This window comes from Nocardia blacklockiae, assembly GCF_015477355.1.
Lineage (GTDB): Bacteria > Actinomycetota > Actinomycetes > Mycobacteriales > Mycobacteriaceae > Nocardia > Nocardia blacklockiae.
Genome location: NZ_JADLRJ010000001.1, coordinates 802,059 through 815,396, shown reverse-complemented (window position 1 = coordinate 815,396; position 13,338 = coordinate 802,059). Strand labels below are relative to the sequence as shown.

Sequence of the window (13,338 nt, the reverse complement as noted above, 5' to 3'; positions counted from 1 at the left end):
ACTACTGCCCCGCGAAGTAGGCCTGGCCCGCGTCGATGAGCGAGGGCCCACCGGCGACGAGCAGACCGATGACCGCGCCGATCAGCGCGCCCGGGATGAGGCCGAAGCCCAGGAAGAAAAAGCCGATCAGGGCGCCGATCACGGCGCCGACGGCCGCGCCGAGCGAGGCGTGCTGCAACTCGGCGAAGAACCACTCCTGCGCGGAGACGTCCTTGATCTGGGCCACCGAACCGGCGGTCGGGGTGAGGGTCAGCCGGCGGCCGTCCTCGTCGATCGCCGCGGCGACCTCGCGCTTCTGGTCGCCCGACTGCACCGCGAGCGGGTACTGCATGACGGTCTCGCCGGCCGCGTTGGTCAGGCTGACCACCTTGGCGCTGTCGTCGAGGGTGAAGGCGCCGCCGGTCACCGTGGTCACCACCGACTTGGCGGCGGCGTCGAGCTGGGTGACGTAACCGACGCCGCGGTCCTCGCCCTGCACCGACGGCGTGGCCTGCTGCTCCTGGCCGGCCGGGGCGGCGGGCTGCGCGTAGCTGGTGCCGGCCGCGATGCCGGTGGCCGCGATGGCGATCAGCGCGGTGGCGGCGAACTTCTTGTACTTCATCTATCTCCCCATCAGGAAAACGACGTTCCGACACGAAATCGGAATCCGGGGACCGACAATACCCGGTGTCCAGTTCGGTGTTCACCCCCAGGATTGGGGGCGGCCGCGATTCACCCGATCTTTGTGACCGACCACTGGGTGACGGGCAGGTGCGGCCGCCAGGCCGTGAAGCCGCCCAACGGTTCCGCGCGCTGGATCTGGATCTTCCGCAGCGCGCCGCCGTGGGCCGCCGCCCAATTCACCAGCGCCGCTTCCGATTCCACCGTGACCGCGTCGGCGACCAGGCGGCCGCCGGAACGCAGTCGCGCCCAGCAGGTGTCGAAGACGCCGGGCTGGGTCAGGCCGCCGCCGAGGAAGATCGCGTCGGGGGCCGGCAGGTCGTGCCCGTCGAGTTCGGCGAGGACTTCACCGCGGACGTCGACGCCCGGAACGCCCAGCGCCGCCGCGTTTTCGGTGATCTGCGCGCGGCGCGGCGCCGAGCGCTCGAAAGTGACGGCGCGGCAGGCGGAATGGGTGCGGCACCATTCGATGGCGATCGTGCCCGAGCCGCCGCCGACATCCCAGAGCAGTTCGCCGGGGGCGGGGGCCAGGGCCGACAGCGCCAGGGCGCGCACCTCCGCCTTGGTGAGCTGGCCGTCGCCGCCGTACGCGCTGTCGGGCAGTCCGGGGATCCTGGTGAGGCGAGCGGCCGCCGGGTCGGCGACGCAGTCGACGGCGACGAGGGCGAGCGGGTCGCCCGGTGGCTCGGACCAGGTTTCGGCGACGCCGGGCACGAGGCGTTCGGCGGGGCCGCCGAGTTGTTCCAGCACCGTCATGGGTGATTGCCCGAAGCCGTTGTGTGCCAGTAGTTCCGCCAGTCGCGCCGGGGCCTTCTCGTCCGGGATCAAGACCAGGATCCGGCGGCCGTCCGCCAGTTCCGGCAGCACAGTCGCGAGCGGGCGGCCCACCGCGCTCACGACCGGCGTCTCGGCCAGGCTCCAGCCCAGCCGGGCGCACGCCAGCGAGGCCGAGGACGGCTGCGGCAGGACGCGAAGGGCTTGCGGCCCTACGAGTTTCGTCAAGGTCACGCCGATGCCGTAGAACATGGGGTCGCCGCTGGCCAGCACGCAGACACGGTGATCCCGCTGCGCCGCAAGCAGTTCCGGTAACGCGGGGACCAAGGGCGAGGGCCAGCTCATCCGCCGCGGCCGGTCTGCCTCCGCCGGGATCAGCGTCAACTGCCGCGCCGACCCGAACACCACGTCGGCCGCCGAGACCGCCCGCCGGGCCGCCTCGCCGAGACCGGCCCACCCGTCGGCTCCGATTCCCACCACGGCAATCGGCCGCTCCACCGGCCAGGTCGGCACCACGGCGGGCTCGCTCATCGCGGGAGCCGCCGCCAGATCGCCTGGGGCACGCAGCGGGCCACGACGTAGACGAAGCGGAGGATGCCGGGAACCCACAGGCGGGCGGTGCGGCGGCGCAGGCCCGTGACGACCGCGTCGGCGACCTGCTGCGGGGTGCTGGCGAAGGGGGCCGGGTCCATGCCCTCGGTCATCTTGCCGATCACGAAGCCGGGGCGGACCAGCAGCAGGTGAACTCCGCTGCCGTGCAAGGCGTCCGAGAGCCCGCTCGCGAACCCGTCGAGGCCCGCCTTGGCCGAACCGTAGACGTAGTTGGCGCGCCGCACCCGCACTCCGGCGACCGAGCTGAACGCCACGATCTGCCCGCTGCCCTGGGCGCGCAGCAGATTCGCGAGGACGGTCAGCACGCTGATCTGGGCGACGTAGTCGGTCTGCGCCACCGCGACAGCGGCGGCGGGATCGCGTTCGGCGGCGGCCTGGTCGCCGAGGATGCCGAAGGCCAGTACCGCGACGCCGAGGCGGCCGTGGTCGGCGGCGACCTTCTCCAGCAGCGGCTGGTGACCGGCCACGTCGTCGGCGTCGAATTCGACGGCGTGGACGGCCGTCGCGCCGGCCCGCTCCAGCCGCGCGCGCGGTGCGGCGAGGTCGCCGCTGCGGCGGGCCGCCAGCACCACCACGCGGCCGGGGGCGAGCCGCTCGGCGATCTCGAGTCCCATCTCGCTGCGGCCGCCCAGCAGCAGCACCACACCCTCGTCGACATCGCGTCCGCCCATGGCGCCCAGTCTGCCAAACCGCCCAGTCGCACCGCCCGGCGCGCCCGGGCGGGCCGTCTTGCTAGCGTCGCGGTCATGACGAGCGCCGATACCCGGATCGAACTGTCCCCCGCCGCCCTCGAGTTCGTGACCGAACGGCACCTCGCCACGCTCACCACGCTGCGCGCCGACGGCACCCCGCACGTGGTCGCCGTGGGCTTCACCTGGGACGCCGAGGCGGGCGTCGCGCGCGTCATCACCTCCGGCGACACGGTCAAGGCCCGCAATGCCCGCCTGCGCGGGTACGCCGCCGTCAGCCAGGTCGACGGCGCCCGCTGGCTCACCCTCGAGGGGCCCGCCGAGGTGCTCACCGACCCCGCCGCCGTCACCGACGCCGAGCACCGCTACGCGGCCCGCTACCGCACTCCCCGCGAAAATCCCCGCCGCGTGGTCATCGCCATCCGCGCCCGCCGCCTGCTGATCAGTAGCCGTCTGCACGACTGATACGCGCTGCGGCGCTGCAGGTTTGCGAGGGTATGCGCGCCACCAGGGTTCGCGAGGATTGCGCAGCACCGGTTTTCGCGCAGGGATGCACCGCACCGGGTTCGCGAGGATTCGCGCCGCACCGGATTCGCTCGGATTTCGGCACGGGCCGGGTTCGCTCGGATTTCGGCACGCACCGGGTTCGCACGGAATCCGGCACGGGCCGGTTCAGACCGCCGTCAGGCCGTGGGGGCGCTGGTTCATCGGCTCGCAGCCGTCCGGGGTGACCACGACGATGTCCTCGATGCGGGCGCCCCATTCGCCGGGGAAGTAGAGGCCGGGCTCGATGCTGAAGGCCATGCCGGGCTCCAGGACGATGTCGTTGCCCGCGACGATGTAGGGCTCCTCGTGCACCGACAGGCCGATGCCGTGGCCGGTGCGGTGGATGAAGTTGTCGCCGAAACCGGCCTCGGACAACGGGTTCCGGGCGGCGGCGTCGATCGACGCGGCGGTGACGCCGGGACGCACCGCTGCCACGGCGGCGGCCTGGGCCTGTTCCAGAGCGGCGCAGCGGGCGGCGACCTCCGAGTCGGGCTCGCCGAGCACGTAGGTGCGGGTGGAGTCGGAGAAGTACCCGGGCTCCACGGGGCCGCCGATGTCGACGACCACCACGTCGCCCGCCTCGATGCGGCGATCCGACACCGCGTGGTGCGGGTCGGCCCCGTGCGGGCCGCTGCCGACGATCACGAACTCGGCCGCGGTGTGGCCCTCCTCGATGATCGCGGCGGTGATGTCGGCGGCCACCTCGGCCTCCGTGCGGCCCGGCCGCAGCCACTCGCCCATCCGCGCGTGCACCCGGTCGATGGCCGCGCCGGCCCGGCGCAGCGCCTCGATCTCGCTGTCGTCCTTGCGCATTCGCAGTTGCCGCAGCACCGGCGTGGCCGAGACCGGCAACGCGGTCAGGGTGTCGGCGATGGGCAGCAGGTGCAGGGCGGGCATGGTGTCGTCCACCGCCACCCGCGCCCCGGCGTTCAGAGCCGACTTCACCACCCGGTACGGGTCCACGCCGTCGGTCCAGTCGAGCACCTGCAGACCCAGTTCGCCCGCGGCCGACCCGCCCAGCGACGCCAGCTCCAGCTTCGGGATCACCACCGACGGCGTCTCCCCGCTAGCCGGGATCACCAAGCACGTCAGCCGCTCGAACGACTGCGCCCGCGACCCGAGCAGGTACCGCAGGTCCGGACCCGGCGTGATCAGCAGCGCGTCCAGTTTCGCGGCCCGGGTCAGCTGCGCCGCCCGCTCCAGCCGCTTGCCGTAGACCTCCGCCGTGAACCGTGCCTCCGATTGCGCGCTCATAGCTCCCGACGTTACGCCACACGCGACTTCGCGCGGGTCTGTCGGGGCGATCGGCTAGCGTCTCGGGCATGAGCTCACCTGCCGCCGGTCCGCTGCTGCTGCTCGACGGGGCCAGCCTGTGGTTCCGGGCCTTCCACGCCATCCCGGAGAAGATCACCGCGCCCGACGGGCAGCCGGTGAACGCGGTGCGCGGCTTCACCGACATGGTCGCCGCGCTCGTCACCCGCCACGCGCCCGCGCGGCTGGTGGTGTGCCTGGATCTGGACTGGCGGCCCCGGTTCCGGGTCGACCTGCTGCCGTCCTACAAGGCGCACCGCCTCGACGCGGCGGCCGACGCCGAGCCGGGCGCGGAACAGGTGCCCGACACCCTCACACCGCAGGTGGACATGATCCTCGGCGTGCTCGCCGCGGCGGGCATCGCGACCGCGGGCGCCGAGGGCCTGGAGGCCGACGACGTCATCGGCACCCTCGCCACCCGCGAGCGCACCGCCGAGACCATCGTCGTGAGCGGCGACCGCGACCTGCTCCAACTGGTCCGCGACGAGCCCGCCCCGCCGGTGCGGGTGTTCTACGTCGGCCGCGGCCTGGCCAAGGCGGAGCTGTGGGGCCCGGCGGAGGTCGCCGCGAAATACGGTGTGCCGCAAGAGAACGCGGGCCCCGCCTACGCCGACATGGCGACGCTGCGCGGCGACGCCTCCGACGGTCTCCCGGGCGTCGCGGGCATCGGCGACAAGTCCGCCGCCTCCCTCATCTCCCGCTTCGGCAGCCTGGACGCGCTCATCGCCGCCGTCCACGACCCGAACGCCGATCTGGCCCAGGGTGTCCGAGCGAAACTGAAGGCCGCCGACGACTACTTGAAGGCCGCGGCCCCGGTCGTCCGCGTCGTCCGAGACGCCGACGTCCACCTCTCCGGCCCCGACCTCCTCCCCACCACCCCCGCCGACCCGGAAGGCCTACAGTCCCTCGCCGCCGCCTACAACGCCGAGAGCCCGATCAAGCGGTTGATTCAGGCCCTGGCGTCCCGCACGGCCTGACCGACGCACGCGCGTCCGAAAGCCTTTGCCCGCCACGGCCTTCGGCGCTCCGCAGCCGAAGCGCTTGCGCCTCTTCGGCTTTCCGCCGCGGCCTGCGCGTCAGGAACTCCAGGCCCCCTCTCCCGGCAACGCGGCATACAGGACAGTGTCGCGGCGTGTGCCTTGAAAAACCATGTGCGAACGGAGGATTCCCTCCTGGACGAACCCGCACCGCTCCGCGACACGTCGCGAGGCCGTGTTCTCGGGCGCACAGGTGAGTTCGACGCGCGCCAGGCCGAGATCGTCGAAGGCCCAGCGGGTCAGCAGCCACACGGCCCGCGTCGCCGCGCCCCGGCCGCGGGCGTCCGCCGCGAGCCAGTATCCGATCGCGGCGCGGGCCTGGTCGCGGTCCACGTCGTACAGCGACACCGAGCCGAGCAGGTGCGCGGTGTCCGCGGCGGACGCGATGGCCAGGGAGAGATCCGTGCCCGCCTGCCGGGCGGGTTCCGCACCGGCGAAGCGCCCGCGCACGTGCTCGAGCGTGCACGGCTCGGTCAGCGGCCAGGAGAAGCGCAGGCACTGCGGATCGGAGAAGGCGTCGAACCGCCACGGCACATCGGCGGCGCGCCACGGCCGCAGGGCCACCACTTCGTCGGCGAGCGGCGGATCGGGAAAGGGCAAGGGACTCACGGCCGTTCGCGCCCCGCCCGCGAGCGGGACGGGGCGCAACCCACTCAGTTCGGGCGGCCGACCTCGTAGGTGCCGTCGTCCTTGGTGATCTTGACGGTGACCTTCTTCTGTTCGCCGCCGACCTTCAGGGTGCAGTCGAAGGACTTGCCGACCTCGACCTTCTGACCGGAGGGGCAGCTGACGTTCTGGACGTCGTCGATGCCGTAGGAGTCCTTGAGCACCTTCTGCACGCCGTCCTGCACCGCCTTGTTGTCCAGCTTGTCGCTGGAGAGGAAGACGACGCCCAGCACGACCGCGACCACGACCACCACCAGTGCGACGACGCCGCCGATGAGCGGGCCCTTCTTCGACTTCTTCGCACCGGTCGGTTGTAGTCCGGGTTGCTGCTGGCCCCACTGCTGACCGGGCTGCTGCTGACCCCACTGCGGCTGACCCGGCTGCTGCGGCGGCTGCTGGCCCCACTGCTGCTGTGTCGGCTCCCAGGCCTGCTGCTGCGGGGGCTGCTGCTGCGGCCAGGACGGCTGGCTCTGCTGACCCCACTGCGGCTGCTGCGGCGGCTGGCCCCACTGCTGACCGGGCTGCTGCTGACCCCACTGACCCCCGCCCTGCTGCCCTCCCCACTGCTGGGTGGGCTGCGCGCCGCCGGGCTGCTGGCCCCACTGCTGAGTGGGACCGGCCTGGCCGGGGGGCTGCTGCTGCCCGCCGCTCCACTGCTGGGTCGGATCGTTAGGGCGTCCCTCCCCTGGACCAGGGGTGTCGCTCGGTCCGTACGGGCCGCTCATCTGCCTGCCTCCACTCGCACTCGTCGTACTCACGCTTGCCCCCCGAGTGAGGTCGTCACTGCCTCACCACGGTCGGTACACGCAAGCATCCAATCACAGTCGATTGCGCCGCGTCCGGATTGGCGTCGTTCGCGTGGTTCCCGCTCGCGGCGCGGCCACTCCCGCTAGGCCGCGTCGACGGCCACCACGCCGCGCCGGATCGCCTTCACCGCCTTGGCCGCGGTGGCGGCGACCTCGGTGTCGTCGGCGGTCTGGTGGATCTGGTCGAGCAGATCGATGACCTGCCGGCACCAGCGCACGAAATCGCCCGCCGACAGTGGACTGCCCTGCTCCCCACTGGCGAGCAGCGAATCGGCCAGGCTGTCGCCGCGCGCCCACTTGTACACGCCGGTGAGGAAGCCGAGGTCCGGTTCGCGGGTGGGCGCCAGCTTGTGCCGGGCCTCGTCGGTGCGCACCTGGCTCCACACCCCCACGGTGGCCCCGACGGCCCGGCGGATCGGCGGCGTGGGACCGGCCGGGCCGAGGTACCCGCCGCTCTCCTGCCGCGACTCGTACACCAGGATCGACACCACCGCCGCCAGCTCGGCCGCGCCGAGCCCGCGCCACAGGCCCTCCCGGAGGCATTCGGCGACAACGAGATCCGCCTCGGTGTAGATGCGCGCGAGCCGCCGGCCGTCGGCGGTCACCTCGCCGCCGTCGACGTAGCCGCGTTCCTCGAGCAGCCCGACGATCCGGTCGAAGGTGCGCGCCAGCGAATTGGTCGTGGCCGCCACCTTCTGCCGCATCGACTCGGTCTCGCGCTCGAGCCGGGTGAACCGTTCGCCGATGCGCGCCAGCTGTTCCCGGTCGGGGCGGGTGTGCGCCGGATGCGAACGCAGGGCCCGCCGCAGGTTCTGCAGTTCCCGGTCGTCGCCGCCCTTGGACCGCGTGCCGCGGCGCTGCCGCCCCGGCGCGCTGATCCCGGTGCTGCGCAGCGCCGAGGCGAGATCGCGGCGGGTGCGGGCGGTGCGGTGGTCGACGTGGCGCGGCAGCCGCATCCGGCCCAGCGGCTGCGCCGGGGTCGGGAAGTCGGCCGCCGAGATCCGGCCCGCCCACTTGTCCTCGGTGAGCACCAGCGGCCGCGGATCGCCCGGGGACGCATCGGGTTCCAGGATCACCGCCAGGCCCTGGCGGCGACCGGACGGGATGGCCACCACGTCGCCGCGGCGCAGCGAGGTCAGCGACGCCACCGCCGCGCCCCGGCGGTCGGCGCGGCCCTGGCGTTCCAGATCCTTCTCGCGCTGCTTCACCCGCTCGCGCAGCGACAGGTACTCGAGGAAGCTCTCGTCCCCGATCTGCGAGCGCAGCTTGCGCACCTGTCCCTCGTTGCGTTCGATGCCGCGCACCAGGCCGACCACCGACCGGTCGGCCTGGAACTGCGCGAAGGACCGCTCCAGCAGCGCCCGCGACTCGGCCGCGCCCATCCGGTCGATCAGATTGATCGACATGTTGTAGCCCGGCCGGAACGAACTGCGCAGCGGATACGTGCGCGTGGACGCCAGGCCCGCGACCGCGCTGGTGTCGACATCCGGGTGCCACACCACCACCGCGTGCCCCTCGACGTCGATGCCGCGCCGGCCCGCCCGGCCGGTGAGCTGCGTGTACTCGCCGGGGGTGAGTTCGGCGTGGGTCTCGCCGTTGAATTTCACCAGCCGCTCCAGCACCACCGTGCGGGCGGGCATGTTGATGCCCAGTGCCAGTGTCTCCGTGGCGAATACGGCCCGCACCAGGCCGCGCACGAACAGGTCCTCCACGGTGTGGCGGAAGGCGGGCAGCATGCCCGCGTGATGCGCCGCCAGGCCGCGGTGCAGCGCCTCGCGCCACTCCCAGTAGCCCAGCACCTCGAGATCGGTCTTCGGCAGGTCCCCGGTGTGCTTCTCGATGATCTCGTCGATCACCTCGTGGTCGTCCTCGCGGCTCAGGTCCAGCCGGGAGCGCAGGCACTGGGCCAGCGCGCCGTCGCAGCCCGCGCGGCTGAAGATGAACGTGATGGCCGGCAGCAGGCCCTCCTGGTCGAGCACGGCCAGCATCTCCGGGCGCGGCAGCGGACGGTAGAACCGGCGCCCGCCGCCGCGGCCGCGCGGCCCGCCCCAGCTCTCCATCCGGTCGGCCTGCTCGCGGTGTTTGATGTAGCGGACCAGGTCCTCGTCCACCAGCACTTTCTGGTCGCTGGACTGCTGATCGAACAGGTCGAACATCTTCCGGCCGACCAGCACGTGCTGCCACAGCGGCACCGGGCGGGTCTCGTCGACGATCACCGCCGTGTCGCCGCGCACCGTCTCCATCCAGGCGCCGAACTCCTCGGCGTTGCTCACCGTCGCCGACAGGCTGACCAGGCGCACGTCCGGCGGCAGGTGCAGGATGACCTCCTCCCACACCGCGCCGCGGAACCGGTCGGCGAGGTAGTGCACCTCGTCCATCACTACGTACGAAAGGCCTTGCAGCGCATCCGAACTCGCGTAGAGCATGTTGCGCAGGACCTCGGTGGTCATCACCACGACCGAGGCGTCCGGGTTCAGCGACTGGTCACCGGTGAGCAACCCCACCGAGGCGCGGCCGTAGCGCTCGACCAGGTCGGCGTACTTCTGGTTGGACAGCGCCTTGATCGGCGTGGTGTAGAAGCATTTGCCGCCCGCGGCCAGCGCCAGATGCACCGCGAACTCGCCGACCACGGTCTTTCCCGCGCCGGTGGGCGCGCACACCAGCACGCTGTGCCCGCCCTGTAAGGACTCGCACGCCTGCCGCTGGAACGGGTCGAGCGTGAATTTGAGCTCCGCGGCGAATGCCGCGAGTTCGCCGGAAAGCGACCGTAGTGTCACCGTCAGAGGGTATCGGAGTAGTCCGACACGGGGCGTGGGGTTTTGTCCGGCCTCGCCCCGACCGGCTCGGCCGGGGACACCGGTTCGGGCGCGGCGACCGGCGCGGCCCCGCCGACCTCACTCGGCCGATCGTCCAGCGGGGAGGCCTCGTCGTCGGACAGCTTGCTCCAGTCGTCCCTGCGGGCGCGCCGCCGGTCGTTGAGCCGCGCGATCTGCACCGCCACCTCGAACAACACCGTCAACGCACCGGCCAGCGCCAGCATCGAGAACGGGTCCTGCGGGGTCACCACGGCCGCGAACACGAACAGGCCGAAGATCAGGCCGCGCCGCCACTTCTTCAGCTTCTCGTAGCTGAGCACGCCGATCATGTTCAGGCCCACGATCAGCAGCGGGGTCTCGAAGCTGACGCCGAAGATGATCAGCAGCTGAATGATGAAACTGAAGTACTGCGAACCGCTCAGCGCCGTGATCTGCACATTGCTGCCGATGCCCATCAGGAAGCTCAGCGCGTGCGCGACGACCCAGTAGGCCAGCACCGAACCGGCCACGAACAGCGCCGCGCCCGCGGTCACGAAGCTCAGCGCGTACTTGCGTTCCTTCGCGTAGAGGCCCGGGGTGATGAACGCCCACAGCTGATACAGCCACACCGGGCAAGCCATCACCACACCGGCGGTGAGGCCGACCTTGAATCGCAGCATGAACTGCTCGAACGGCGCGGTCGCCAGCAGCCGGCAGGCGCCGTCGGGGCTCAGCGCGGCCCGCTGCGAGGCGGGCAGGGCGCAGTAGGGTCCGCGCAGAATGTCACCGAGACTCTCGACGCCCAGGAAACCGTACTGGTACCACAGGAAACCCAGCACCGTGGTGAGCGCCACGGCCAGCAGCGACTTCAGCAGCCGCGACCGCAGTTCGTGCAGGTGCTCGACCAACGACATGGTGCCGTCGGGATTGGTCCTGCGCCGACTGCGCCGGGGGTCGAACGGAATGCGCATGGAAGTGGCTGCCTCGCTGCTCGCCTGTCACCGGATCCGGACACAACGCGACCCGGGATGATCGCGTCATCCCGGGGTCGGCGACTCTGCTACGCCTTGTGCGTTTCCGGATTCGGTTGCGCCACCGGCGTGGTGGACGACGGCTGGGCCGGCGGCAGTTCCTGCGCGGGGGCCTTGGCGGGCTGCTCCGGCTGCTTCGAGCCGTCGGATTGCATCTCGCTCATCTCGCTCTTGAAGATGCGCAGCGAGCGCCCCAGGCCCCGGGCCGCGTCCGGCAGGCGCTTGGCGCCGAACAGGACCAGCACCAGCACCGCGATGATCAGCCAGTGCGTCGGGCTGAGTGAACCCATCGATAACCTCCAAAGACTGTGGTACGTCCGATGCTACCGGACCGCGGAGCGCGAACCCGCTCGTCAGCTCTCGGTCGCCGGATGCCGGGCGGTGTGCGCGCGGGCCTCCTGCAACTGTGCCAGCAGCTGCGGGCCGCTCCACGTCCGGGTGTCGCCGTGCTCGGCGGCCTCGACCAGCTCCACCAGCCGCGCGTTCACCGGGGTGGGCGACCCGACCATCCGGCCGAGGTTCACGATCTCCCCGCACAGCCAGCCGATCTCGGTGCGCCGGCCGCGGGCCAGGTCGTCGGCCATCGACGAGCGGGCCATCGGGTCCACCGCCAGCACGCTGCCCGCCACCCGCGTGAACAGCGCGTCCGGGACCGTGAGCAGCTGCGCCATCAGCGCGGGCGGCAGCACGGTCAGCCGGGCGGGCCGGATGCGCGCGCGGCTCATCACGGCCAGCGCCTCGCGCTGCGCCAGGGCCAGGCAGCGGCGGTAGTCGCGGTCGGCCAGTTGCTCGCGCAGCGGCCGCCCCGACAGCGCGTTGATCGGATTGTTCAGGTTCAGCAGCAGTTTCGCCCACTGGACCGGACGCAGGTCGGCGTGGCGGCTCAGTTCGAGGCCGCCGCGGCGGAACAGCGGCGCGAACCGTTCGAGGGCGGCGTCGTCGGTCACGGCGAGCCCGCCCTCGGTGCCGCGGTGGAAACGGCCGCCGTCGTGGTGCACGACGTTGAACATCACCATTCCGGCCAGCACCACGCAGGACGGCAGGATCTCGCGGATCGCGCTGTCGTTGCCGATGCCGTTCTGCAGGCTCAGCACCACCGTGCCGGGGCGGACGCGGTCGGCGAGCTGCCGCGCGGCCTCGGCGGTCTGCGCGGATTTCACGGTGATCAGCACCAGGTCGGCGGCGTCGGCGTCCTCGGGCGCGGTGGCGACCCGGAACGCCGAGGGCGCCACCCGGTCGTCGCCGCCGTCGAGGTCGGTCAGCCGCAGACCGGTCCGGGCGATCTCGTCGAGCAGCCGCGGGCGGCCGACGAAGGTGACGTCCGCGCCCGCGGCGGCCAGTTTCCCGCCCACGAAGCTGCCGACGCTGCCGGCGCCGAGCACGGTCACGCGAAAGGTCACGCGGGCCCGACCTCCTCGGTCACGGTGGTGTCGTACCCGGCGCCGCCCGCCTCGGCCAGCGCGCCGTAGGCCGCCAGCGCCGCGCCGGACCGATCCCGCACGGCCCGCACCAGTTCCGCCGGGCCCAGCACCGTCACGCCCGACCCGAAGCCCAGCAGCAGCCGCGCCATCCAGTCCAGGGTGGCGAACCGCATCGTCGCCTCCACGCTGCCGTCCTCGTGCACGGCCACCCGGTGCATCGGATATTGATCGAGGACCCAGCCGTAGTCGGCGTGCACGAGCAGGCGGGCGAGCGGGATCGCGGGATCGTCGGAGAACAGGTCCAGGGCCGCGGACTCGTCGGTGGCATGGCTCGGCGGGCGGGCGGGTTCGTCGAGCTGGGTCGCCTCCTCGATGCGATCGAACCGGAACAACCGCACGCCCTCCGCCTGCCGGCACCACGCCTGCAGGTAGGAGTTGTTGTCCACCAGCACGATTCGGATCGGATCGACGACGCGCTCGGACACCACGTCGCGGCTGGCCGAGTAGTACACCAGGCGCAGCGCCCGGCCGCTCGCCAGCGCCGAGCGCACGGTCGTCACCGCGGGCGCCTCCACCGGCGCCGGTTCCGGACCGGCCGCCCGCACCGGGTCGCCGGCGATGGCGGATTCGATCTTCGCCATCGCCGAGCGCGCCGCGGTCGGGTCGACCATGCCGGGCAGGTCGGCGATCGACCGCAGCGCCACCAGCACGGCCGTCGCCTCGGTGGAGGTCAGCCGCAGCGGGCGATCGATGCCCGCGGAGAAGGTGACCTCGATGCTCTCCTCGGAGAACGACAGGTCGATCAGGTCACCGGGACCGTAGCCGGGCAGCCCGCACATCCACAGCTGGTTCAGGTCGTTCATCAGCTGCTTGGTGGTGACGCCGAGTTCGCCCGCGGCCTCCGCGGCGCTGATGCCGGGGTTGGCCAGGAAGTACGGCACCATGTTGAGCAGCCGCGACAGCCGCGTCGACAATCGACTGCTCATGCCC

At 72.1% G+C, this 13,338-nt stretch carries 13 protein-coding genes; 2 read left to right on the top strand and 11 right to left on the bottom strand.

What is annotated here, in order from left to right; all coding sequences use genetic code 11:
* Nucleotide 1: 1 nt before the first annotated feature.
* From IU476_RS03590 to dprE2, 3 genes are all read right to left on the bottom strand, one after another.
* Nucleotides 2-601, bottom strand: coding sequence for a DUF456 domain-containing protein (locus tag IU476_RS03590; protein ID WP_195096426.1), 600 nt, complete (start codon nucleotides 599-601; stop codon nucleotides 2-4).
* A 110-nt stretch (nucleotides 602-711) separates the two neighbouring features.
* Nucleotides 712-1,965 (bottom strand): precorrin-6y C5,15-methyltransferase (decarboxylating) subunit CbiE, encoded by a 1,254-nt coding sequence (gene cbiE, locus IU476_RS03585; protein ID WP_195096425.1) that lies wholly within the window; start codon nucleotides 1,963-1,965, stop codon nucleotides 712-714.
* Nucleotides 1,962-2,717, bottom strand: a complete 756-nt coding sequence (gene dprE2, locus IU476_RS03580; protein WP_195096424.1) for a decaprenylphospho-beta-D-erythro-pentofuranosid-2-ulose 2-reductase — start codon at nucleotides 2,715-2,717, stop codon at nucleotides 1,962-1,964. The genes cbiE and dprE2 overlap by 4 nt, the downstream gene beginning before the upstream one ends.
* 75 nt (nucleotides 2,718-2,792) lie before the next feature.
* Here dprE2 and IU476_RS03575 point away from each other — a divergent pair, with 75 nt between their 5' ends.
* Nucleotides 2,793-3,200, top strand: a complete 408-nt coding sequence (locus IU476_RS03575; protein WP_195096423.1) for a PPOX class F420-dependent oxidoreductase — start codon at nucleotides 2,793-2,795, stop codon at nucleotides 3,198-3,200.
* A 207-nt stretch (nucleotides 3,201-3,407) separates the two neighbouring features.
* Here IU476_RS03575 and IU476_RS03570 read toward each other — a convergent pair whose 3' ends face one another.
* The gene (locus tag IU476_RS03570) at nucleotides 3,408-4,535 is read right to left on the bottom strand and encodes a M24 family metallopeptidase (protein WP_195096422.1); all 1,128 of its coding nucleotides are present in this window, start codon (nucleotides 4,533-4,535) and stop codon (nucleotides 3,408-3,410) included.
* 68 nt (nucleotides 4,536-4,603) lie between these two features.
* On the opposite strand from IU476_RS03570, the gene IU476_RS03565 reads away from it, so the two are divergent.
* On the top strand, nucleotides 4,604-5,569 hold the full coding sequence (locus IU476_RS03565) for a 5'-3' exonuclease (RefSeq protein WP_195096421.1): 966 nt from the start codon (nucleotides 4,604-4,606) through the stop codon (nucleotides 5,567-5,569).
* A gap of 99 nt (nucleotides 5,570-5,668) precedes the next feature.
* On the opposite strand, the gene IU476_RS03560 is transcribed toward IU476_RS03565, so the two are convergent.
* The 7 genes from IU476_RS03560 to IU476_RS03530 all read right to left on the bottom strand — a co-directional run bounded on the left by IU476_RS03560 (nucleotide 5,669) and on the right by IU476_RS03530 (nucleotide 13,334).
* Nucleotides 5,669-6,238: a GNAT family N-acetyltransferase gene (locus tag IU476_RS03560; RefSeq protein ID WP_195096420.1), complete on the bottom strand. Its 570-nt coding sequence runs from the start codon at nucleotides 6,236-6,238 to the stop codon at nucleotides 5,669-5,671.
* A 44-nt stretch (nucleotides 6,239-6,282) separates the two neighbouring features.
* On the bottom strand, nucleotides 6,283-7,020 hold the full coding sequence (locus tag IU476_RS03555; RefSeq protein WP_195096418.1) for a DUF4333 domain-containing protein: 738 nt from the start codon (nucleotides 7,018-7,020) through the stop codon (nucleotides 6,283-6,285).
* Between the two features lie 164 nt (nucleotides 7,021-7,184).
* A complete protein-coding gene (locus IU476_RS03550) occupies nucleotides 7,185-9,878 on the bottom strand; it encodes a DEAD/DEAH box helicase (protein WP_195096416.1) in 2,694 nt (897 codons plus the stop codon).
* 2 nt (nucleotides 9,879-9,880) lie between these two features.
* Complete coding sequence (gene tatC, locus IU476_RS03545; protein WP_195096414.1) at nucleotides 9,881-10,867, bottom strand: twin-arginine translocase subunit TatC; 987 nt, start codon at nucleotides 10,865-10,867, stop codon at nucleotides 9,881-9,883.
* Nucleotides 10,868-10,956: 89 nt separating this feature from the next.
* The gene (gene tatA / locus IU476_RS03540; RefSeq protein ID WP_195096412.1) at nucleotides 10,957-11,217 is read right to left on the bottom strand and encodes a Sec-independent protein translocase subunit TatA; all 261 of its coding nucleotides are present in this window, start codon (nucleotides 11,215-11,217) and stop codon (nucleotides 10,957-10,959) included.
* Nucleotides 11,218-11,280: 63 nt separating this feature from the next.
* Nucleotides 11,281-12,327 carry a 2-dehydropantoate 2-reductase gene (locus IU476_RS03535; RefSeq protein ID WP_195096411.1) on the bottom strand — a complete coding sequence of 349 codons (1,047 nt, stop codon included), beginning with the start codon at nucleotides 12,325-12,327 and terminating at the stop codon, nucleotides 11,281-11,283.
* Complete coding sequence (locus IU476_RS03530) at nucleotides 12,324-13,334, bottom strand: helix-turn-helix transcriptional regulator (protein ID WP_195096410.1); 1,011 nt, start codon at nucleotides 13,332-13,334, stop codon at nucleotides 12,324-12,326. The genes IU476_RS03535 and IU476_RS03530 overlap by 4 nt, the downstream gene beginning before the upstream one ends.
* Nucleotides 13,335-13,338 lie beyond the last annotated feature (4 nt).